Genomic DNA, 22,125 nt, shown 5'->3' on the forward strand with positions numbered 1-22,125 from the left:
GACGATCGCGGCCGGTTTCGCATACCGTAGGCATCGTGGTGTTCGACGGTCATCTGCGGAAGCTCCACGGCCTGCTGGTCCTTGTGACGCTGGTCTCGACCCTGTCGCCCCGTGCCGCCACCGGCCAGGCGCTCGAACTGGTCACCGTCGAGGCCGCGACGCCTGATTCGGTCACCGCCGAACGAGCATCGCGCGTCGCCATCTCCTCCGATGGCCGATCCGTCGCGTTCTGCTCCACGGCAATACCCGGAGACCTCGTGCCGGGGAAGGTCGTTCCCGCGGGCTCCACCGGCACGAGCAACGTGTACGTGCGCGACCTCGTCACCCGTACAACCGCGATTCTCACGCTGTCGGCGACCGACCCGAGCGTGACCGGCAACGGCACGTGCGCTCCTGACGTGCAGATCACGCCGGACGGCCGCTTCGTCGGTTTCAAGAGCACGGCCACCAACCTCCTGAGCAGCACGTGGACCTATGCCGCCGGCAGTGCCTCCGGCTGGGTGTACGACCGGCAGACCGGCGTGCTCGCCCTCGTGGACGTCGCGGTGCAGCCCTTCTACGCCGCCGGGTTGAGGGAGATGGTGATGAGTGAGAACGGCCGCTTCGTGGCGTTCTCGAGCGCCGGTTCCGGCAGCCTCACGCAGCTCGTGCCGAACTTCATCGACGACAACGGGTCGCTGCTCGATCTCTACGTACGCGACCTGCAGTCCAACACCACCCGCCTGGTGAGCCGCCAGTACACCGACCCGAAGAGGGGTGCGCCGGCTGGCGTCGAAACCTCAACCGGCGAGAGTCCGCGCGTGTTCAGCGCTGACGGCACGAGCCTGCTGTTTGCCGGCGCGTTCGCGCAGTTGATCCCCAACGGGAGCACTGCACGCAACCTGTACGTCTACCGATGGAGCGCGGACGCTATCGCCCTGGTCTCCGCGACGACGGGCGAGTCGGCCATCCTGTCCGGGGCCACCGTCGACGTCGCTGGCAATCCCGCCGCCGTCAGCTTCTCGATCACCGCCGACGGCAGGTTCGCCGCGTTCACGGCGTCGACGACGCAAGGGGAGTTGACCGGCGCAGTCACGAACCGACGCAAGAACGTGTACGTCCGCGACCTTCGGACCGCAGTCGCCCCGACCACCATCGTCAGCCTCACGACCTCGGGTCTTGGCGGTAACGGCGATTCGACGACGCCGGTCATCAGCCGCAACGGCGCCATCGTGGCGTTCGAGAGTATCGCGACCGACCTGGTCGACAACATCACTGACAGCGCCTCTCTCCCCGACATCTTCGCCAGGCCGATGTCGGGACCGAACCGCGCCGGCCCGGTGGAGTGGCTGACGCGGGACGCCGTGGTGCCGGCGGGAGGGAACAAGAGCGCGGCGCTGGAGGACGTCAGCGCCGACGGGCGTTACGTGGCGTGGCGCTCGGCCGCCACCAACTACGTGATCGTCTCCGTCGTCTCGGACCTGAACAACGCCGACGACGTGTTCGTGCGCGACCGGGCGGCTGGCACGGTGAACATCAAGAGCGTGGTCCCCATCGCCGCGCCGGCGACAGCCGACGCGGCAAGCGGGTCCGCGACGCTGCTGTCGGCCGGACAAGCGGCGTTCTTCAGCGACGCGACGAATCTGCTCGTGACGCCGCCAACCTCGGGCACGAACATCTTCGCGCCGGTGCCGAGTTTCGCCGACCTGTCGGTGTCGATCGCGGACGCGCCAGACCCTGCGTTAGTGGGCCAGCAACTTATCTACACGTTCACCGTGGCCAATCTCGGGCCCGCGGCGGCAACCGGGGTCGCACTGATCGTGCCCGTCCCCGACGGCGGCACGGTCCTCTCGGCAGAAGGCGGGCTGACGCCGAGCGGCGGGGTCGTCAGGTTCACCCTGGGGACGCTGGGTGTCGGACAGACCGTCACCAGGACGATGTCGGTGATCTATGGCGCCGCGCGGGTGGCCACGGTGACCGCCACGGTGTCGGCGACACAGGCCGATCCTGTCGCGCCGAACAATTCGGCGGTCCAGACGACCAACATCGCCACGCTCTCGATCACGGGAACCGTGCGCGACGCCGGAGGCGCCGGGTTGCCCAACGTCACCGTGACACTCACGGGCAGCGCATTCGACACCACGACGACCGCGGCAGACGGGAGCTACACCCTGGGTAACCTGGCGATGGGCGGCAACTTCACGGTGACGCCGTCGGCGACGGGGTACGCGTTCACACCGGTGTCGACACCCGTCGCCAACCTGACGACGGACCGATCGGCCGACTTCACGGCGGTTTGCGCGCCCGCGATCTCGGGTCTGGTCCGCGATCGACTCGATGGCGCGCTGGCCGGTGTGACGGTCATGTTGTCGGGCTCTGGCGATGCCACCGCTGTCACTGACGTGAACGGGCGGTACACATTCAATGGCGTGTCGTTGGGGCAGTCGTTCACCATCGTGCCGACCCGGCCCGGGTTCACCTTCGATGTGCCGTCCGTGTCGGTCACCACCGCGACCTGTGGCACGACGCCCGACACGCTGGTCGCCACCTCGGGCGTCTTCACACGGTACTTCGCCGAGGGCGCGACGAGTACGTTCTTCGACACGTCGATCGCGCTGCTCAATGCCAGCGGCACCCCGACCTCCGTCCACTTCACGTTCCAGACCGGCAGGGCCGACGATTCGGATCTGGTACATGACATCACGCTGAGCGGCTTCCAGCGGGCGACCATCGACCCCAAGACGATCGCGGGACTCGAGATGGCCGAGTTCTCGACGGTCGTGTCCTCGGACCAGCCCGTCATCGCCGATCGGACGATGCACTGGGACGCCTCCGGCTACGGAAGTCACGCCGAGACCAGCATCGCCGAGCCGCGGACATCGTGGTACCTCGCGGAAGGCGCCACGACCGGCGGTTTCCAACTCTTCTACCTGCTCCAGAATCCCAATGACTCGGCAGCCGACGTCCAGGTGACGTACCTGCTGCCAACGCCGGCGCAGCCGTTCACGAAGACCTACACGGTGCTGCCGGGCACGCGGCAGAACATCTGGGTGAACGTGGAGGACGCGCGGCTCGCGCACGCCGAAGTGTCTGCGGTGTTCGCTTCGTCGCTGCCGGTGATCGTGGAGCGCGCGATGTACCTGGACAGGCCGGGGCAGACGTTCGCGGCGGGCCACGAGGCCGCCGCCGTGCCCGGACCCGCCACGCAGTGGTTCTTCGCGGAAGGTGCCACGGGGCCGTACTTCGACCTGTTCTACCTGATGGCAAACCCCGGGACGACGGCCGCCGTGATCGACGGACGTTACCTGCTGCCGGATGGAACGGTGCTGACCAAGCAGTACACGGTCGCTCCACAGAGCCGCTTCAACGTGTGGGCCGACTACGAGACGTTCCAGGGCCGGCCCGGCCTGCCGCTCGGGAACACGGATGTCTCGGCGACGTTCACGTCAGCCAACGGCGTCGGCTTCGTCGCGGAGCGCGCGATGTGGTGGCCCGGTGACGGGTCGCAGTGGTTCGAGGGTCACGACTCGGCAGGCGCGCTCCTCTCGGGTACCAAGTGGGGGCTCGCAGACGGCGACGTGGGCGGGACGCTGGGCACCGAGACCTACATCCTGATTGCGAACACCTCGAACACGGATGGAACGGTGCAGGTGACGATCGTCTACGAGGACGGAAGCACCAGCGTGCTGACGCGCCCGATCAAGGCCAACTCCCGGACCAACGTGGCGGTGGGCGTCGACGTGCCGGCCGCGGCGAACCGGAGATTCGGCGCCGTGGTCGAGAGCCTCGGTTCCAACCCCGTGCAGATCGTCGTCGAGCGGGCGATGTACAACAACGCGGGCGGCGTCACGTGGGCGGCCGGATCGAACAACCTGGGGATACGGCTGCGGTAGCGGCCGACCGATTCAGTTCGGGTTCAAGGGGAGTTGGACGAGACCAGAAAGAAGACGGAGGTCGAGCGAGTGTTCAGGCGAATTCGCGGTGTAGCGTTTCTGCTGCTTCTTTCGTCAGCCAGTGCCGTTGCCGCCGATCTCAAGATCAAGGACAGCCGCGGCACCGAAGTATTGGTGACCAATGCGAGCATCGACTACAGCAGCTTCATGGCCTCGGACAAGGAAACCCAGGGGATTCGCCTGCTTCAAGGCGATGGCATGGTCACGGTGAAGTGGGCGGACATCGAGAGTCTCACTTTCGTGCGAACAGATGATTCGGTAAGGCCTCCGCGGATTGAACTCGAGGTCGTCCTGAGAAGCGGCAAGAAGGCCCCCGCCGCATTGGTCAGGCAAGGGCAAATGAAGCTGCTCGGCAAGACGGATCTGGGAGACTACTCAATCGATCTCCAGAAAGTCCGCACGATCACTCCCATTCGATAAGACGCGCCCGTCCTGGTCGCCAGATAGTGTGTGCCGCGATCCAACAACTGGGGATGCGGCTGGCGTAGCGGCGCGGAGTCGCGTCGCTGTGCACGAGGCGCGCCCGACTCAATCCGACGCAGGATCGTCGTCGCCGAGTGCCTCGATGTCGGCGAGATCCTTGAGACGTCCGGACGCGCGCTTGTTCCTGATGAACTCTCGTCGGCCGATGAACGGGAGTTCGTGATCACCCCAGGGCCCGACCTTGCGGCCCTCCCACGCTTCATCCCAGGTCACGCCGGAGACACTGCTGATCACATGAATCTGGACTGGCTCGACGCCCATCTGAAGGATGCGATTCGGGCGAATGAGCACGTCGATATCGCCCGTGAACCGCGGCACGCCATGAAAGGCCAGCGCGTAGGCACCAACGATTACGAACTCAACGTTGTGCGCGGTCAAGCAGCTGAAGAACTCGTCGAAGTCGCGCGCCAGTTCCACCATGCTGCCTCCGCAGGAACTCGAGGGCCGCGAGCCGCTCTTGCGGGCTGCGCGTCCTCCAATAGCGCCGCGATTCTTCGCCAGCCGCATGCTCGCTTGACGTTCGAACCGTCAGGATGCGCTGGAGCGTGAAGTCCATTACGGGCCAAGTATACCGGGAGGCAGGATGGGCAAGAATTTGGATGACGGGCCAACTGCTGCGAACGCCCTGGGCACGTTGGAATTGATGAGATAATCGCTCGCTCCCACGGCAGCATTGGCGATCCTGCTCCGCTCAGCATCGGCGGGATCAACGAGGTGAAGGGTGGCGAATCACGTCGACTGGGAACGAGCGAAGCTGGTGTTCCAGGCGGCGCTGGAGTGTGAGGCCTCGGAACGCCCGGGGCTCGTTGCCGAGGAGTGCCGCGGCGACGCCGCGCTTCACGCCGAAGTCCTGTCGTTGCTGGACGCACATGCGCGGGCGGGCAGTTTCGCCGAACGTCACGCGGTCCCCGATGTTCCGGAATGGCTGGCCACGCCGTCCACCGCGGCGACGCTGCACTCCGGCGCACGCCTGGGACCGTACGAGATCGTCGGGTGGCTCGGCGCCGGCGGCATGGGCGCCGTCTACAGCGCCCGCGACCCGCGCCTCGGACGCACGGTCGCCATCAAGGTGCTGCATCGTGAGCTCCGGGATGACCCCGCCATCGCGCTCAGGTTCGAGCACGAAGCACGCACCCTGGCGACGCTGAATCATCCCAACATCGCCTCCATCTACGGCGTCGAGGATGTCGGCGACACCCGTGCCCTCGTCCTCGAATACGTCGATGGCGACACACTCGCGCAACGCGTCGCACGCGGGCCGATCGCCGTCGGCGATGCGCTACAGATTGCCCGCCAGATCGCCGAGGCCCTCGACTCCGCTCACCAGCATGGCTTCATCCATCGCGATCTCAAGCCCGCCAACGTGAAGCTGCGTCCGGACGGCACCGCGAAGCTGCTGGACTTCGGGCTGGCGAGAATGCTCGAGGGGTATGCGCCCGGCCCACTCGACTCGCCGCCGCGCGCGACGGCCGGCGGCCAGCTCGTTGGAACTCCGGCCTACATGTCGCCCGAGCAGGTGAAGGGCCTGGCGGGCGACCGACGCTCGGACGTCTGGGCGTTCGGATGCGTCCTGTTCGAGATGCTGTCGGGCCGGCCTGTCTTCGGCGCCGCGACGGCCGGCGAAACCTTCGTCGAGATCCTGGGCCGCGAACCGGACTGGCAGCGGCTGCCCGGTGCCACGCCTCCGGCGATTCGGCGACTGCTCGGTCGATGCCTGAACAAGGACGATTCACGCCGGGTGCGTGACTTCGGTGACATCCGCCTCGACGTCGACGATGGCCAGCGCGAATGGCAGTCGAAGGAGACATCTGCCTCGCGCGCGAGCGACATGCGAGGGCGGCGCACATGGCTAGGCGTGGCCGCCGTCGTCGCTCTCGCCGGCGTGGCGGTATGGATGCGGCCCGCGCCATCGGAACCGGTTCGGCCGCAACAACAGTTCGACGTCGCGACGCCGGCGATCCTCGGGCCGGCAGACCTGGAATCGTTCGCGTTGTCGCCAGACGGCCAATCTCTGGCCTTCGTCGGTGCCTGGCAAGGGGCCCCACACCTGTGGGTGCGTCCATTGCCGACGGTCGTAGCCCACCCGCTCGATGGCACGCGTGGTGCGTCGGCGCCGTTCTGGTCACCCGACCACCGCTCGATCGCGTACTACGCGGAAGGCCAGCTGAAGCGCATCGACGTCGATGGCGCACTCGTTCGTTCGCTGACAGCCGCGACGTGGGGCGGCGGCGGGTCCTGGAACGTGGACGACACACTGCTGTTCGTCCGTACTCCCGCGGGACCGATCCTGCGGATATCCGCGACGGGCGGCGAGCCACACGCGGTGACGCGCCTGGAAAAGGATCAGGCTGGCCACGTGGGTCCGCAGTGGCTCCCGGACGGTCGTCACTTCCTCTACTACGTGCTCGGCACCCCCGAGGCACGCGGGGTGCACGTGGGCAACGTGGACGGGACCGCCGGGCGCAAGCTGGTCGACGCCGATTCGTCGGCGGTGTACACGCAGGGGCACCTGCTGTTCGTCCGGCAGCAGACGCTTTTCGCCTGTGCGTTCGATGCCGGACGCATGGCCCTCACCGGTACGCCTTTCGAGATCGCCGACGGCGTAATCCAGCGGACCGAAGGCCTGGGTGGACCGACCGCGGTCGCGGCCGCGGCCAACGGGACGATTGCCTTCCGCGCGGGCAACTCCAGGCCGCAAACGCAGTTCACGTGGATCGATCGGACGGGCCGAAACGTGCTGCCGGTGGGCGCGGTCGATGGCATGGCGCCGACGGCGTCGCCAGGTCTCGAGCACATCGCCATGATGCGACGGGTCGGTGGCAATGCCGACGTGTGGCTGATGGAGACCGCGCGCGGGCTGTTGACGAAGTTCACGACACACCCGGCCGAGGACGTCTTCCCCTACTGGTCACGCGACGGGCAGGACATCGTCTTCTCGTCCAATCGCGACGGGCGATGGGCCCTGTACCGGAAGCGCGTGACCGGCGGCAGGGAGGAACCCCTGCTCCAGACCGGACAGGAAGCGTCGCTCGCCACGGACTCATCGCCCGATGGGCGCTTGCTGCTGTATCACGGGCGCCACCCCATGACCGGCTGGGACATCGGCACCCTCTCGGTGCAGGATGGTGTCACCACAGCGGTGGTCCAGACCGAGGCCGACGAACGCAATGGGCAGTTCTCACCCGACGGCGCCTGGCTCGCGTACGAGTCGAACGACTCCGGGCCGTACGAGGTGTTCCTGCGGCGCTTTCCGGAGGGTGGGCCACGCGTGCAGGTGTCCACGCGCGGCGGCTCCCAGGCGCGATGGCGCGGCGACGGGCACGAGCTGTTCTATGTCGGCAACGACGGCATGCTGATGGCGGTCACGGTACATGCGGCCCGCGGGGATGGTTCGGTGAAGGTGGGTAGCCCCGTCCCGCTGTTTCCTTCGCGAATCGGCGCCGGCACGAACTCCGTGCCCGGAGCACAGTACGTCGTGACGGCAGATGGACAGCGCTTTCTCGTCGATGCCTTCGAGCACGACGTAAGCCTCACGCCTATCCGCCTGATCCTGAACTGGTCCCCATTGGCGCCTCAGCGCCCGGATCGCCCTGCAGAAGCCGCAGGATCCGTCCCGGACGTCAACCGGCGGTAGAGCCACGCCCGCGCGGACTGCCACTCTCGCGTGACCGTGGCACGCGAGAGCGACAGCACGGCGCCAACCTCCTGCTCGGACAACCCGCCGAAGTAGCGCAGTTCAACGATGTGCGCCTGGCGCGGATCGAGGGCCGCCAGATCGTCCAGGGCGCGATCCAGCGACAGCACCTCGACGTCGGGTGCGGCAACCGCTCCGACCTGGTCGTCGAGTTCGACGCGCACGGCGCCGCCGTGGCGCTTGGCGGCCTGGCGCTCGCGCGCGTGATCGACAAGGATGCGGCGCATCATCTGCGCGGCGATGCCGAAGAAGTGCGCGCGTCCCTGCCATTCGACCCGATCCTGGTCGACCAGCCGGATGAACACCTCGTGCACCAGTGCCGTCGCCTGCAAGGTATGGTCGGCGCGCTCCCGGCGGAGGTACGCGCCCGCGCGCCGCCGCAGTTCGCGGTAGACGATCGGCACGAGCGCGTCACGAGCGTGCTCGTCGCCGTGTCCCCACGCCTGCAGCAGGCCGGTCACCGGTCCGGGATCATTCATGTCGAGGTGTGAGGCAGTGTACGCCCCGATTCCGCGTTACGTGATACGCGAACCCCTGTCGGGGCCTGGCACGCGGCCGATCGTCGGCACGCGCGCCCGCGGAGCAGTCAGGAGGCGACATGAAGATCATGATCATGGCGATGTTGACGATTGCGGCACTCGCCACCCCCGCGATGGCACAGAACCCCGTCCCATTCCACGGCACCATGGTGACGTCGGAAGTCGATACCAGCTTCGAGTTCCCGCTTGCCGGAAAAGCGCTCGAGGGCACGGGACAGGCGACGTATCTCGGCAGGTTCACGCTCGGCGCCGACTTCGCCGTCAACGTGACCAACGGCACCGCTTCTGGGACATTCACGATGACCGCTGCCAATGGCGACAGCATCGTCGGCACCAGCCTTGGTGTGGGAACGATAGAGGGAGGCATCGCCAATATCACCGAGACCTGGACCATCACGGGCGGATCCGGACGCTTCGTCGGCGCCAGCGGCACCATCGTCATCTCGCGCGTGCTGGACTTGGCCACCAATCTCTCGGCAGCGGTGATGAGCGGTGTGATCGACTTCGGGCAGTGAGTTCGCCTGGTAAAGGCCGGCTTGCCGAGCCTGCCGCTCATGGGCCGCGTTCGGAGAACCCGCCGCGCGCCGCAGGCGCACATCGGCGGGTCTGTAACGGGCCCACCTGCGGGCCGCAGTTGGTAGGGCCGGCTCTCCGACTTGTCCACCGTAGCCTTGGCCGAGGTGGAGCCCGGCCCTCTCATCGGCCCGCGTATCGCAGAACGGCCGGATCAGCGTTCCCCGCGGTATCCGGGACCACGCAGCGTACGGCCGGGACGTTCCTTCGTGACCGTTCCGTTGGCCACGACGGCCTTGCCGTTCACGAACACGTGCCTGACACCGGTCGAGTAGCGGTTCGGTTGCTCGAACGTGGCCACGTCGGCCACCGTGGCCGGGTCGAAGACGACCAGGTCGGCCATCATGCCCGGACGCACCAGGCCCCGATCCGTGATGCCGACACGAATCGCCGCCTGTGACGTCATCTTGCGCACGGCTTCTTCGAGCGTCAGCACGCCGTCCTGCCGCACGTACTTGCCCAACACGCGCGTGAAGGTACCCCAGGCTCGCGGATGGGACTTGGATACCGACAACGGTCCGTCTTCGGCGCGCGCGCCCGAGTCGGTGTCGAACGACACCCACGGCGTGCGCATCGCCTCGATCACGTCGCTCTCGCGCATGATCGAGATGATGACCGACGACTCCGCCTTGTCGGCGATGACCAGGTCGATGGCGGCATCACGCGGGTCCTTGCCCATCGCCTTGCCGATCGCGTCGAAGGACATCCCTTCGTACTTGCGCAACGCCGGATCCAGCACCGAGCTGAGCATGACGCCGGCCGGCCCGCCCGATCCGAACCACTGGTTCTCGAACGGCGCGTTCGGGTCGTCCATGTCCCGCTTGACCCGCGCGCGGGTGTCAGGCTCCTGCAGGCGCTTCAGCATGGCGTCGGTGCCACCCTCACGCACCCAGACGGGCAGGCAGGCATCGAGGCCGTTGGACGCGCGGTCGTAGGGGTAGATGTTGGCCGACACACGCAGGCCCCTGGCACGCGCCGCGTCGATGCGGCGCAGGACCTCGGTCATCTTTCCCCAGTTGGCCTTGTACGCGGTCTTCAGGTGCCAGATCTCGGCCGGGATATCCGCGCGCTCGGCGATCGCCAGGACCTCGTCGACCGACTCGAATACCTTGTTGGCCTCCGAGCGCTGGTGCGTGATGTAGATGCCGCCGTGCTCGGCCGCCACCTTCGCCAGTTCCACGAGTTCGTCGGTGGTGGAGAACCGGTTGGGGATGTACTGCAGCGAGGAACTCAGTCCCAGTGCCCCCTGCGCCATGGCCTCGCTCACGAGCGTCTTCATCCGTGCCAGTTCGTCGGCGGTGGCGACGCGGTCCTCCTTGCCCACCACGTAGTCGCGCAGCCCGCCCGAGCCCACGAACGTCCCCACGTTGATCGCCGTCGTCGACCTGGTCAACCGGGCGAAGTACTCGTCGAGGGTGCGCCAGTCCTGGGCGATCTTGAAGAAGTCGTAGCTGGCCTTGCGGTCGGCCTTCATCGCGTCGTTCACCGGTGCGATCGAGACGCCTTCGCCCGTGATCTCGGTGGTGACGCCTTGCGTGACCTTGCTGGCGGCGCGCGAGTCCACGAGCACGTTGAACTCGGATTGACCGAGCAGGTCGATGAAACCTGGTGCCACCACCTGCCCCGCGGCGTCGATGCGCGTGCCCGCCCGAGCCGACGACAGGTTGCCGACGGCGGTGATGCGGTCGCCGCTGATGCCGATGTCGGCCCGGAACCATGGCGCGCCGGTGCCGTCCACGACGCGGCCGTTCGCGATCACCACGTCGAAGGCGCGAGCTTGCGCGGCAGGTGCGGCGGCCGCCGGCGCAGGCGCGTGCGTGGTGTTGCCACACGCGCTACACAGGGCCAATGCGGCAAGGACCGCAGGGAACGGGCGAGGGATGGAGGTAACCCGGATCGCGCTCATGTGCGCGTAGTCTAACCGCCCGGCGCGTCGCGGGTCCCACCGCTGCCTCAGCGGCTCAACGCGGAAGGCGGTGGCAGCGTGTCCGGAGGCGTCATTCGACGTTTGGACGAATCAGGTCAATCTGCCTGGGATCGGGAACCCCTCGATCAGGAGCCAATTATCGAGCTTGAGGAAGTCGCCCACAGCCGGCCAGCGATCAGGCACGCCTCGCGTCCACTGCTTGTCGAGGCTGACGGCTTGTGGGGCGTGCCGAACGACGCCGAAGCGCATCCATGCCGAATCCGCGCCGGAGCGGCGGGGACGCGAGCGGCGAACCATCCGGCATGTGCTTGCCCGGCTGCCATCCCGACGACGCGATGACGCCACTCACTTCGGCGACCGTCGACGGCTCGAGCGGAACCCCCAGGCCATCCATCGTCTTGTTCAACCATCCCATCATGGCGATGGACAGGACGATCCACTCTTCGTGTGCGGGGGAAAAGTGGACGCGCAGTTGCTTCCGCGCCTCTTCGCTCAGCGTGGCCGGCACGCTCGAGAGCGACCGGGCCACTTCCACGGCCGCACGGTCGGCCGGCGCCAGGCCCGCGCCGGTCAGTGTCGACGCCACCTGATCAACCGTCGCGCCACGCCGCAGCGCGAACGTGCAGGCGTGCGCCGAACAGTAGGCGCATCCTGCGCTTCGGCTCGAGACGTACATGGCGAGGCCCACCGTCGAGCGCGGTGCCCCCAGGCCCCAGACAAGCAGCGGAGGTTGAGGAAGTTGGGCACCATGACGTTGTAGGTGCGGAACGCGGGTGGCCAGATCCCTGGGTACGAATCGCAGTTCGGGATGACGCCCAGCAGCGCATCGACCAGGCCGAGAAGAGCGCCGTACCGCGCGCGCAGGGTCGTCAGCGGCACCGCATCCACTTCCAGGAGCGAGACCAGTACCGGTGGGCGCATGTCGATCACGGCGAAAATCGTCCACGCTACGTGGACGATCTGTCAATCGGATCGGATCACGCCTCGCCGCCCAGGCAGGCACAGTGAGGGAAAGATCGAGCGTCGAGCGTTCAGAGATGCAGGCGGCAGCGATCGCCGCGGTTGGAGGAGAACGAAAATGACCGACAGCATCATTGCTCACGCACACCCTGGTCGCTCGACCAGCTCACGCGCACTTCGTCATGTCCGAACGGTCATGGCCGCCGCAACGGTAGCGGCGGTGTTGGCCACCGTTCCGCTGCCGACGCACGCAGACGGCGCAACCCAGTTCACGTATTCACCGATCGCCTGCCAGACGTTCGGCGGGGCCCGGTGGATCTACCCTTCGGGACAGATCAGCAACAAGAGCACGACCGAACCGATGCGCGTGTTCTGTCCCCTCATTCACGAAGCCAAGTTCGAGCAGACCCAGAAGACGGAGGTGGCCGTGGTGCAGGCCAACCAGCATCACCGGGACGAAGGCAACCGGGTCATGCGGGTGAAGTGCCGCGTGTTCTTCAACCATCCCCATGCCAACAGTGACCCCAGGTGGGCAGAGAGCGGTTGGCACGGTCAGTCGGTGAACTCGAACGGCGTGGAAACGGCGACCATCGCGCTGCCGGGACACGAATATCTGGGAGGCAGCATCATGCTGGAGTGCCTGATTCCGCCGCGCGATCCGCAGGGCGTCAACCAGGCCCTGTTCAATGGCGAATCGCGCATCGGCACCTACAAGTCCGGAGTCGATTGAGCACGCCTCGCGAACGCACGAGTCTGGCGCCCGGGCCTTCAGACCGGGCGCCGACCTGCCAGGTGATCGGCTGCACATCCGCGCCGCTCGTCGTCGAGGCGGAAAGCGATGGGCCAATCAAGCTCGAAGTTCTCTGCCCATCGTCACAGCGAAGCGAATAGAATCCCCTCTGCTCTACTCCCAGTACCAGGCAACACCTCGGTGTGCAGGAGGAAACAATGAGCGACACGAGCGGCTATCAGCGGCGTTCGGACAGACGCGTGTCCCGCCGCGTCTTCCTTCATTCGACGAGCATCGTCCCCGCGGCGCTCGCAGTCCCCGCCCTGATGCGCCCCCCCACTGATGTGACGACAGCGTGTGCCGGCCTCGCCATGGGGACAGTCGAGTCCTGCGAATCGCGCCTGCCGCTTGTCGCTGGCGTGCCGTTGCAGCCGTTCGTCTCACAAGTCACACGGATGATCGGCGCGACCGAGTACCTGGGCGCGCCACTTCCTCCGGAGCACCAGCACGAGCTCGAGGCGGCGTTGAAGATGACCGACGAGGCGTCGGCGGTGGCGTCGATCCAACGCGTGCTCGACTGCCATTGCCTCGTGGGAGTTCAGATCAACCCGGAAATGCGGGTGAAAGTCGCACCAGGGCCTGCCAGACCGGAGCTCGTCGAGCAGGGCTGGCGTCACTTCCTCGTGAAGGTCCACAACGAGGCAGGCACGACGGCCGTCCTGCGCGGGATCAGCAGCCAGGCGCGGCGGCTCGCCGGGGCGATGCCCGACGAAGTCCGGAATCTCTGGCTCGATCTCCAGATGTTCGAGAGCCAACCGCTCACGAGGACGCTCAGCGGGCTCGCACTCGAATACCGCATCGTGCAGTTGTACAGCCGGGATCCCGGTCAACGCGAGGCGACGTTGACGTTCGACGTGGGGCAGGGGACACAAGACCTCGGATATCGCAACGAGGTGCCGGTGCTTTTCACGATCCGGCCTGCGGAAACGGTGGAGTGGCGAGTACGCGACGAAACGGGCGCGCCGACGGTCGCGGCATTCGTCATTCGCGACGCACAAGGCCGCGTGTATCCGTCGCGCGCCAAGCGCCTGGCGCCCGATTTCGCGTTCCATCCGCAGGTGTACCGCGCTGATGGCGAACTCGTGAGACTCCCGGCCGGCAGGTACGACGTGGAGTTCTGGCGCGGTCCGGAATCGATGACCAAGACGCAGCAGCTCACGGTCGCGGAGTCAGCTGGCAGCGCGAGCGGGCAGAGTGGTGGTGGTGGTGCGGCTCAGGGCGCGAGCTTTCAGATTGAGCGTTGGATCGATCCGGCAAAGTTCGGCTGGTGGTCGGGTGACCATCACATTCACGCCGCAGGCTGCGCTCACTACATGAATCCGACCGAGGGCGTGCTCCCCGCGGATATGGTGCGCCATACGCTCGGTGAGGACTTGAAGGTCGGGGCCACCCTCACCTGGGGGCCCGCTTTCGATACCCAGAAACGGTTCTTCACGGGCAGGGACGACCTCGTCTCTCGTCCGCCCTATCTGCTGCACTACGACGTCGAGGTCTCTGGCTTTGGCTCGCATCAATCCGGTCATCTGGTGCTCCTGCGATTGAAGGAACAGATCCACCCGGGTGGCACTTCCTATGAACACTGGCCAACCCTCGGCCTCAATACGCTGCGGTGGGCCAAGCGCCAGGGCGCGGTCTGTGGCCCGGCGCATTCGGGCTGGGGCCTCGAGGTGAACTCCTCGGACCTGCCGAACTACGTCGTGCCGCCGTTCAACGGAATCGGCGCGAACGAATACATCGTGGACGTCACGCACGAGGTGCCTGGCCCTGATGGCAAGCCTGTGCGCGCGGTCGATTTCATCTCCACCGTCGACACCCCTTACGTGTGGGAGCTGAACATCTGGTACCACACGCTGAACGTGGGCTTCCGTACGCGTATCAGCGGCGAGACGGACTTCCCGTGTATCTATGGAGAAAAGGTGGGCCTCGGGCGTTCGTACGTGAAACTCGACGGGAAGCTCGACTATGCCGATTGGTGTGAAGGGCTTCACCGCGGGCGGAATTACGTCGGTGACGGCCGAAGTCACCTGCTCGACTTCACGGTCGATACGGTACGAATGGGCGAGAGTGAGAGCGAGCTCCGACTTTCTGATGCCGGTCCCGTGAAGGTGCACGTCCGGGCGGCTGCGTTGCTCAATGAGAAGCCCAGTCCCGAACGCGGGAAGCGCCGCTACCAGGAGCAGCCGTACTGGGATGTCGAGCGCGCCCGCATTGGTGAGACCCGCGAAGTCGCGGTGGAACTCGTCGTCAACGGGTATCCCGTCGCGAAACAGAGTCTTGTCGCCGATGGCGCGCTCCGCGATCTGACGTTCGACGCGACGATCGAGCGCAGCAGCTGGCTGGCGGTGCGGATCCTGCCGTCGTCGCACACGAACCCGATCTGGGTGCCCGTCGCGGGCAAGCCGGTGCGCGCGTCGCGCCGCAGCGCCGAATGGTGCCTCAAGGGCGTGGACCAGTGCTGGTCGCAAAAGGAGCGATTCATCAAGCGTGACGAGTTGGACCAGGCGAAGGCCGATTACGAGCACGCGCGCCGGACCTACCAGAGACTGATCAGCGAGTCGGAGGTCGAGTAATGCTCCCAGCGTTCACCCTTGCGTGAACGTCAAGGCAGGCCTCGGTGCCCCGACCGCGACTGCAGCCGGGGTAGTTCTGTTCTGTAAGGTTCGCTTCACGCGCAATTGGCGAGGCATAATCGGCCCGTCACTGGCGTCAGCGATGGCCGTTGCGGCGGCAGGCCATCGCAGTTCCCATCACGCGTGCTTCAGGAGGTCGGACATGGCTGCGGACGCGGCTGACATCAGGACCGGGCTGAAGGATCTGGCCAGTAGCCATTCCAAGTACAAGGGCAAGAAGACCCAGTTGGCAACCAAACTCTTCGAAGAGTTGGTGTCCGACCTGAATGTCTGGCTGGAAACGAAGGACAGGCCCACGGTCGACTCGGCCGAAGACAAGAAGCTGGTTGCCCGGGTGATTGCGCACGATGTGTCCCTGGCGACGAGTTACATCGCGGCGCAAAACGGCGACATCGGTCCCTATCAGCGGGCTGCGCTCTCCTCCCTGGTTACCGCCACAGTGACACGACCTACCCACACGAATCTCATGGAGAGCTTTTCGTACAAGGAGTGGCCTGACGTACGGGCCGAGGTCGCGCGCGTGCTGGGGATCAAGGACAAGGGACACTCGACGCACGGCTCGAACTTCAAGGGAGACCAGACGCTCCGTCAGGTGATCAAGAACCTCGTGGAGACGGTCAAGGGCGACGCGGAGATCTTGCGGATCCAGAATCTCCTGCGGCAACACTACCCGGGCTACTGAGCCACTGCATCGGATGTCGTGTCGGCAATGGCGAGGGCCGCCAGACGAGCGGCACACACCGGGCCGCCCGACGTCCAGTACAGCGCCAGTCATCTCCTCATCGAACTGGAGTCCTTCTCTAGCGCCGGCAGCGTCCCCGGTGCGCCACGAGAGCGTCAATACACAGCCTTGTGTATGGCGCAGCGTTGCGCCAGCCCGTGGGCCATCCTGCTGCCCGGCACGCAGTAGCCGACATCCGAACGCCGCGAGCGTTCGTAGATCGATCTTCGAGGTTCCGGTCGATCGCGTGGAACGTGCGCCAGCCAGGCTCCATACATCCGGTAGACGACGCCAGCCGTAGGGAAGTGAGGAGGCTGCGTCATGAAGCACTGGATGTTCGTTCTCGCTGGTCTGGTGTTCGCGGCTACGGCTGCGTCGGGGTGCCAACGCCGGGCCACGTCGGCACACGCTGTGGCGGCAATCACCACTGACGCCTGCGCCGCGGCGCTCGCTCCAGGATCCGGGCGATCGGATCGTGATCGAGCCATCACGCAGGCGCAGCAGCAGGCGGGCGCACGGGGCGCCACACGCGATGCGTTCGAGCGGCTCGGGTACCTCTACGTGGCACGAGCGCGGGTCGCCAACGATCCGGGCGACTACACGCTGGCAGACTTGGCGGCCGGCTGTCTCGAGTCCAGGTATCCCGGCGATGCCGGCGCGCTGTTGCTGAAGGGACACGTCCTCCATCAGCTCCATCGATTCAGCGAGGCAGAACGGATCGCCCGCACCCTCGTGGCCAGGCGCACTGTCGTCCTCGACTACGGGTTGCTTGGCGACACGCTGATGGAGCAGGGACGACTCGCGGAAGCGGCAGAGGCGTACCAGCGCATGCTGGATCTCAAACCCTTCTATCAGTCGTATACACGCGCGGCGCATCTCCGCTGGCTCAGGGGCGACCTCGAGGGAGCGATTGAAAGCATCCGCCTGGCAATCGCGTCGGCCAGCCCACGCGACCCGGAGTCGGCCGCGTGGGCCTGGACACGACTTGCCGTGTACGAGCTGCAGGCAGCGCGCTTCACCGCCGCCCGGGCCGCCGCCGACAGCGCGCTGCGCTACCAACCGGACTACGCAGCCGCCCATCTCGCTCGCGGACGCGTCCTGCTGGCCATCGGCCGCCACGCCGACGCGATCCCGATCCTTCGCGAGGCGACTCGCCTGAATCCTGTTCCCGAGTACCAGTGGCTCCTGGCCGACGCCCTCCGTCTCGAAGGACGTGGCAGCGAAGCGGAGGAAGTCGAACAGGAACTGATGACGCGCGGAGCCATCGCCGATCCGCGCACGCACGCCCTGTACCTGGCGACGCGGCGGATCTCCGTTCCCAGGGCCCTGGCCCTCACCCAGGAGGAGCTGCAGGCGCGCGCCGATGTCTTCACGCTCGACGCGCGCGCATGGGCCCTCGCCGCGAGTGGCCGCGTCGCCGAGGCTCACCAGATCATCTCGAGGGCCCTTGCAGAAGGCACACAGGACGCCCGGCTGTTCCTGCACGCCGGCGTGATCAGTGCGGCCGCCGGACGCGACCGCGAAGCCAGGCAGTGGCTTGGCCGGGCTGAACAGCTCCGACCGATGCTCCTGCCCTCGGAAGCCAGCGAACTCACCCGTCGCTTGATGAACAACCCGAAGACGTAGGAGGCAACCGAAATGACGACACTGCTCCAGAAGGCATTGCTGCTCACGACCGCGACAGGCGTGCTCGTGCTCACGCCCGCGACGGCCCGCGCGTCCAGCCACATGGATGCGCCGCTCATCACCCTGGATGACGCCGCCAACACCACCGACGTGTACGCGTTCGTACAGACCGAGAACGGCCGCAAGTCGCTGGTGACGGCGCTCGGCGTCTACCCGTTCGAGGAGCCCGGCATCGGGCCCAACAAGTTCAACTTCGACGACAACGTGCTCTACGCGATTCACGTGGCGGCCGGGCAGGATGTGGCCGCGGGCCGGCCGACGTACTCGTACGAGTTCACGTTCAGGACGAAGTTCAAGAACGCGAAGACCATCCTGCAGTCGTACCTGGGCGTCATCACCGATGTGGACGACGCGTCGCAGAACCTGACGCAGTTCTACACGGTCACGAGAGTCGATCATCGGACGGGACGGCGCGTGCGTCTCGGCGAGGGCGTCGTGCCTCCCAACAATCAGGGCAACGCCACGCCGTTCTACAACCAGGACGATGATGGCGAGAACCACGCGAAGGACGGTGTCGCCAGCTTCGACGAGCTCGACCGGTACACGAAACAGTCAATCACCGTCATGGACGACGGCCACGTCGCCTTTGCCGGGCAGCGCGACGACGGGTTCTATGGCGACATCCAGGCGGTCTTCGACCTGCTGAAGCTGCGCAACCCTGGCAAGGACGCGCAGAGCGGATTCAACCTGCACCTGATGGCGCTGGCGATTCCCGTCGACGAGATCGGCGGAGATCGGCAGGTTGCGGGTGTCTGGGCCACGACCAGTCGTCGTCGCTTCACCATCTTGGCCGACGGCGTCCACAAATCGGAACGCTTCGGCGATTGGGTGCAGGTCGCGCGCCAGGGCAACCCGCTGTTCAACGAGGGCCTCGTGGCCATCGAGGACAAGGACTTGTACAGCCGGACGAGCCCCTCGACCGACAAGGTCCTGTTCCAGAAGTACGCCCAGAACCCCGAGCTCGCGAAGCTGCTCAACCTCCTCGTCCTCGAGCCCGACATCGCAGGTATCGAGACCGGCCGCACCGACATCGCCGGGATCTTCATTCCCGATGTGATCAAGGTCGATCTCTCGACCGACGCGGCGCGGCTCGCCGGCGGCGGTCCCGCACACCCGACCAATCCCGATGATTCGGGCTTTTCACGCCTCAGCATCTTCGGTGGCGATGTGCTGGTCAGCAAGGTCCAGCCAGGGTTCGGCAAGGGCGTGGTGCCCGGTGGATGGCCGAATGGCCGCAGGTTCGGCGACGACGTCGTCGACATCGCGGTGACTGCCCTGATCAGCGACCTGCGACCGAGCACGCCGATCATCCGCGGACCGGCCGGGGACAACGTCGATGGCAACGACATGGCGTTCAACAAGGTGTTCCCGTACGAGTCGACCCCGCAGAATGGCCGCCGGCACATGCATCCCTGACATGATCGTCATGCCCATCCCGTCGTGGAAGGCCGCCGCGCTCGTCGCGGCGGCTTTCGCTTTCGGATTCCCGGCTGGCGCCGGGGCACACGATCCGGGCCTCAGCTCGCTTCACGTGCGGATAGCGCCAGGCCGTATCGTTGCGGCGCTGTCGCTGGCTGCCGTCGACGCCGGCCGCGCTCCCGGTGGATCCGGTGTGAATCTCGAGACGTTCGCGCTCGATTCCGTCGAAGTGAGTATCGACGGCGTTCGTCTCCCTGGCGTTGTCGAGAGCCAGGTCACCGACGGTCAGTCCGGGACGAACATCACGCTTGTGTTCGAGCGAGCGAAGGGATCGCGATTGACGGTTTACTCCGCGGTCCCGCTACGTCTTGCACGCGGCCACCGGCAGCTGCTGACCGTCCAGGGAAGCAGCGGGGAAGTGCTGACCGAACGCATGCTCGACGCACAGATGAACGCCGTCGATGCCGATCTTGGCGGCGAGCAGTCGGCCACCGGCACGGCAGGGCAGTTCCTCGAGCTTGGTGTGCGCCATATCCTGGGTGGCTACGATCACCTGCTGTTCCTCGCGGCGTTGCTGATGGGTGTCCAACGCCTGCGCAGCATCGTCCAGACCGTGACCGCCTTTACCCTGGCGCATTCGTTGACCCTTGCGGCCGCGGCGCTCGGCGTCGTCCAGGTGCCGGCCGCGGTCGCGGAGCCGGTCATCGCCGCGTCGATCGTCTATGTCGGCATCGAGAACCTGGTGCGGGCACGGATCGACTCGCGCTGGAAGCTCACGTTCGCCTTCGGCCTCGTGCACGGGTTCGGGTTCGCCGCGGCGCTGCGTGAGCTCGGCATTGGCACGACTGGCAGCGAGATCGTGGCGCGGCTGGCGTGGTTCAACGCCGGTGTCGAGATCGGGCAACTCGGCGTGGCCATGCTGTGGTGGCCGCTGATCTGGCAGTTGAACGCGCGGCCCGCGCTGCGTACACGTCTCGCACCGCTGTGCTCGCTGCTCGTGATCGGCGCGGGTTCGTACTGGATTGTCGAAAGAACGTTCCTGGCTGCACACTGATTCGGTGGCTACCACCTCACCTCAGCGGTGTCCGAAGTGCACGGGCAGCATGGAACAGGGCTTCGTGCTCGACCAGACCTATGGCGCGCGGGCGGTCAGCCAGTGGGCCGCTGGCGCCCCCGTGAAGTCCTTCTGGGCAGGCACCAGGATGCCAGAGGAGCATTTCATCCCCATCGGCAGCTACCGCTGTGCATCGTGCGGTTACCTGGAGTTGTATGCGCGATCGGAGTTTGCGGCGAAGTAAAAGGCGCCTGATCGGCGCCAGCGTCGAGTAGCACGACCATACGGAGGTGACCAATGCTCACGGCGAGTGCGTCGGGCCTCTCGCGCAGGGAAGCGTTGCAACTCGCGTCCGCCCTCGTGGTGTCGGGCATGCCCACACATGCACGCAAGACCGTGCTCGTGGCGGGCGGCGGCATCGCTGGCCTCAGTTGCGCGTGGGAACTGCAGCGCCGCGGCCACGACGTGACGGTGCTCGAAGCGTCCGACCGCACGGGTGGTCATGTCTACACGTTCCGCAGCGGCCTGGACGACGGGCTGTACGCGGATGCAGGCGCGGAGCAGTTCACCGATCCGGGCTACGAGCGCTTCTGGGGCTACGTGCACGAGTTTGGCCTGGCGTACCGGTACTACCCGCGGCGTGAGCACATGCTGCGGTGGCTTGGCGGCCGTCTGTGTACCGAGGAGATGCTCGCCGATCCGAAGGTGCTGGCCGGCCTCGACTTGAATGCCCGCGAGATTACGTACCTGCAGACGCACCCGTTCTGGGATCTCGCGTCGCTGTACTTCGCTCCGTACCTCTCGAACGTCACCGATGAGTACAAGCCCTTCGACGCGGGTCTGAATCACCTGGACGGCATGAGTACGAGCGAGCTGTTCCGCAAGGACGGCGCCTCGGCCGGTGCGCTGCGGCTCATCGGCGGCCGCGGATCCGCCCTGCACTCGGTCTGGCACGCCGCGATCCTCCGTCTGCGTGGAGTGCCCCTGTGGCCGCCCCGAGTGTTCCGGCTGGTGGGAGGCAACCAGACGCTGACCGATACGTTGACGCACAAGCTGGGCGAGCGGGTCCGACTCCACAGTCCAGTGACGCACATCGAGCAGGGCAGTGGCGTCCGCGTCACGTGCCAGACCTCCGGTCGTGACGTGCACCACGAAGCGGACTACCTCGTCTCGGCGATGTCGGCCGTCCAGTTGCGACGTGTGGTCATGACGCCTGCCCTCACGGAGGCCAAGGCGTACGCCATCCAGCACGTGCCGTACTACTTCGACTCGCGCGTGATCTTCCAGACGGCGTCGAGGTACTGGCAACGCGATGGCGTGAGTCCGAACATGGAGATCGGCGACGACGCGCTGCAGCACGTCTGGAGCAGCTGCGACGAGCTTCCGACGCCGCGCGGGCTGATCGTCGGGACCGCGGGACCGGGAGGGACCACCGACCTCGCCGCGGCCACCTACCGCAAGCACTATCCGGGTCGATCCGCCGCGATCGAAAAGGCGCACATCTGGACGTGGGCGAATCATCCATGGGCGTCGGCGTGCGAAACGACGGCGTACCCGGTCGGGCAGCTGGCGCGCCTCTGGCCGGCGCTGAGCGAACCGCACGGGCGCGTGCACTTCGTCGGCGCATATGCCGACAACCTCAACTGGGGCATGGAAGCCGGGACGCGATCGGCCCACCGCGTGGCCGAGGCCATTGACGCGCTTGCGTAATGCCGTC

General features: G+C 66.5%; 16 protein-coding genes. 12 read left to right on the top strand and 4 right to left on the bottom strand.

Translation table 11 applies throughout. From position 1 onward, the window contains the following. Window positions 1–35: 35 nt before the first annotated feature. Both LuPra_RS08175 and LuPra_RS08180 read left to right on the top strand, forming a co-directional pair. On the top strand, window positions 36–3,872 hold the full coding sequence (locus tag LuPra_RS08175; protein WP_110170294.1) for a carboxypeptidase regulatory-like domain-containing protein: 3,837 nt from the start codon (window positions 36–38) through the stop codon (window positions 3,870–3,872). 33 nt (window positions 3,873–3,905) lie between these two features. Then, window positions 3,906–4,352 carry a hypothetical protein gene (locus tag LuPra_RS08180; protein WP_110170295.1) on the top strand — a complete coding sequence of 149 codons (447 nt, stop codon included), beginning with the start codon at window positions 3,906–3,908 and terminating at the stop codon, window positions 4,350–4,352. Window positions 4,353–4,460: 108 nt separating this feature from the next. On the opposite strand, the gene LuPra_RS08185 is transcribed toward LuPra_RS08180, so the two are convergent. Beyond that, window positions 4,461–4,835, bottom strand: coding sequence for a hypothetical protein (locus LuPra_RS08185; protein WP_234800788.1), 375 nt, complete (start codon window positions 4,833–4,835; stop codon window positions 4,461–4,463). A gap of 301 nt (window positions 4,836–5,136) precedes the next feature. Here LuPra_RS08185 and LuPra_RS08190 point away from each other — a divergent pair, with 301 nt between their 5' ends. Beyond that, entirely contained in the window at window positions 5,137–8,049 is a 2,913-nt protein-coding gene (locus LuPra_RS08190) for a protein kinase domain-containing protein (protein WP_110170296.1), read from the top strand. On the opposite strand, the gene LuPra_RS08195 is transcribed toward LuPra_RS08190, so the two are convergent. Beyond that, a complete protein-coding gene (locus LuPra_RS08195; protein WP_110170297.1) occupies window positions 7,989–8,588 on the bottom strand; it encodes a sigma-70 family RNA polymerase sigma factor in 600 nt (199 codons plus the stop codon). The two genes, LuPra_RS08190 and LuPra_RS08195, sit on opposite strands and share 61 nt — an antisense overlap. 119 nt (window positions 8,589–8,707) lie before the next feature. On the opposite strand from LuPra_RS08195, the gene LuPra_RS08200 reads away from it, so the two are divergent. Beyond that, on the top strand, window positions 8,708–9,163 hold the full coding sequence (locus LuPra_RS08200) for a hypothetical protein (RefSeq protein ID WP_110170298.1): 456 nt from the start codon (window positions 8,708–8,710) through the stop codon (window positions 9,161–9,163). Between the two features lie 212 nt (window positions 9,164–9,375). Here the strand turns inward: LuPra_RS08200 and LuPra_RS08205 are convergent, their stop codons facing one another. Together LuPra_RS08205 and LuPra_RS34750 are read right to left on the bottom strand one after the other, a co-directional pair. Then, complete coding sequence (locus LuPra_RS08205; RefSeq protein WP_110170299.1) at window positions 9,376–11,127, bottom strand: N-acyl-D-amino-acid deacylase family protein; 1,752 nt, start codon at window positions 11,125–11,127, stop codon at window positions 9,376–9,378. A gap of 196 nt (window positions 11,128–11,323) precedes the next feature. Then, window positions 11,324–12,256 carry a carboxymuconolactone decarboxylase family protein gene (locus LuPra_RS34750; RefSeq protein ID WP_470368378.1) on the bottom strand — a complete coding sequence of 311 codons (933 nt, stop codon included), beginning with the start codon at window positions 12,254–12,256 and terminating at the stop codon, window positions 11,324–11,326. Here LuPra_RS34750 and LuPra_RS08215 point away from each other — a divergent pair. From LuPra_RS08215 to LuPra_RS08250, 8 genes are all read left to right on the top strand, one after another. Further along, a complete protein-coding gene (locus LuPra_RS08215; RefSeq protein WP_157898887.1) occupies window positions 12,227–12,838 on the top strand; it encodes a hypothetical protein in 612 nt (203 codons plus the stop codon). The two genes, LuPra_RS34750 and LuPra_RS08215, sit on opposite strands and share 30 nt — an antisense overlap. A gap of 260 nt (window positions 12,839–13,098) precedes the next feature. Further along, window positions 13,099–15,468, top strand: coding sequence for a CehA/McbA family metallohydrolase (locus LuPra_RS08220; RefSeq protein WP_234800789.1), 2,370 nt, complete (start codon window positions 13,099–13,101; stop codon window positions 15,466–15,468). Between the two features lie 202 nt (window positions 15,469–15,670). Beyond that, window positions 15,671–16,210: a hypothetical protein gene (locus LuPra_RS08225; protein ID WP_110170302.1), complete on the top strand. Its 540-nt coding sequence runs from the start codon at window positions 15,671–15,673 to the stop codon at window positions 16,208–16,210. 360 nt (window positions 16,211–16,570) lie between these two features. Further along, window positions 16,571–17,875 (top strand): tetratricopeptide repeat protein, encoded by a 1,305-nt coding sequence (locus tag LuPra_RS08230; RefSeq protein ID WP_110170303.1) that lies wholly within the window; start codon window positions 16,571–16,573, stop codon window positions 17,873–17,875. 12 nt (window positions 17,876–17,887) lie between these two features. Then, complete coding sequence (locus LuPra_RS08235) at window positions 17,888–19,351, top strand: DUF4331 domain-containing protein (RefSeq protein WP_110170304.1); 1,464 nt, start codon at window positions 17,888–17,890, stop codon at window positions 19,349–19,351. A 1-nt stretch (window position 19,352) separates the two neighbouring features. Then, the gene (locus LuPra_RS08240; protein ID WP_157898888.1) at window positions 19,353–20,408 is read left to right on the top strand and encodes a HupE/UreJ family protein; all 1,056 of its coding nucleotides are present in this window, start codon (window positions 19,353–19,355) and stop codon (window positions 20,406–20,408) included. 4 nt (window positions 20,409–20,412) lie between these two features. Continuing rightward, window positions 20,413–20,652: a hypothetical protein gene (locus LuPra_RS08245; RefSeq protein WP_157898889.1), complete on the top strand. Its 240-nt coding sequence runs from the start codon at window positions 20,413–20,415 to the stop codon at window positions 20,650–20,652. A 53-nt stretch (window positions 20,653–20,705) separates the two neighbouring features. After that, window positions 20,706–22,118, top strand: a complete 1,413-nt coding sequence (locus tag LuPra_RS08250) for a flavin monoamine oxidase family protein (protein ID WP_110170307.1) — start codon at window positions 20,706–20,708, stop codon at window positions 22,116–22,118. Window positions 22,119–22,125 lie beyond the last annotated feature (7 nt).

Source organism: Luteitalea pratensis, from assembly GCF_001618865.1.
In the GTDB taxonomy this organism is placed as follows: domain Bacteria; phylum Acidobacteriota; class Vicinamibacteria; order Vicinamibacterales; family Vicinamibacteraceae; genus Luteitalea; species Luteitalea pratensis.

Excerpts from the sequence above, each read along its gene's own strand:
- LuPra_RS08185 (WP_234800788.1), bottom strand. The coding sequence starts at position 4,835 with ATGGTGGAACTGGCGCGCGACTTCGACGAGTTCTTCAGCTGCTTGACC.
- LuPra_RS08195 (WP_110170297.1), bottom strand. The coding sequence starts at position 8,588 with ATGAATGATCCCGGACCGGTGACCGGCCTGCTGCAGGCGTGGGGACAC.
- LuPra_RS08200 (WP_110170298.1), top strand. The coding sequence starts at position 8,708 with ATGAAGATCATGATCATGGCGATGTTGACGATTGCGGCACTCGCCACC.
- LuPra_RS08205 (WP_110170299.1), bottom strand. The coding sequence starts at position 11,127 with ATGAGCGCGATCCGGGTTACCTCCATCCCTCGCCCGTTCCCTGCGGTC.
- LuPra_RS08215 (WP_157898887.1), top strand. The coding sequence starts at position 12,227 with ATGACCGACAGCATCATTGCTCACGCACACCCTGGTCGCTCGACCAGC.
- LuPra_RS08225 (WP_110170302.1), top strand. The coding sequence starts at position 15,671 with ATGGCTGCGGACGCGGCTGACATCAGGACCGGGCTGAAGGATCTGGCC.
- LuPra_RS08230 (WP_110170303.1), top strand. The coding sequence starts at position 16,571 with ATGAAGCACTGGATGTTCGTTCTCGCTGGTCTGGTGTTCGCGGCTACG.
- LuPra_RS08235 (WP_110170304.1), top strand. The coding sequence starts at position 17,888 with ATGACGACACTGCTCCAGAAGGCATTGCTGCTCACGACCGCGACAGGC.
- LuPra_RS08240 (WP_157898888.1), top strand. The coding sequence starts at position 19,353 with ATGATCGTCATGCCCATCCCGTCGTGGAAGGCCGCCGCGCTCGTCGCG.
- LuPra_RS08250 (WP_110170307.1), top strand. The coding sequence starts at position 20,706 with ATGCTCACGGCGAGTGCGTCGGGCCTCTCGCGCAGGGAAGCGTTGCAA.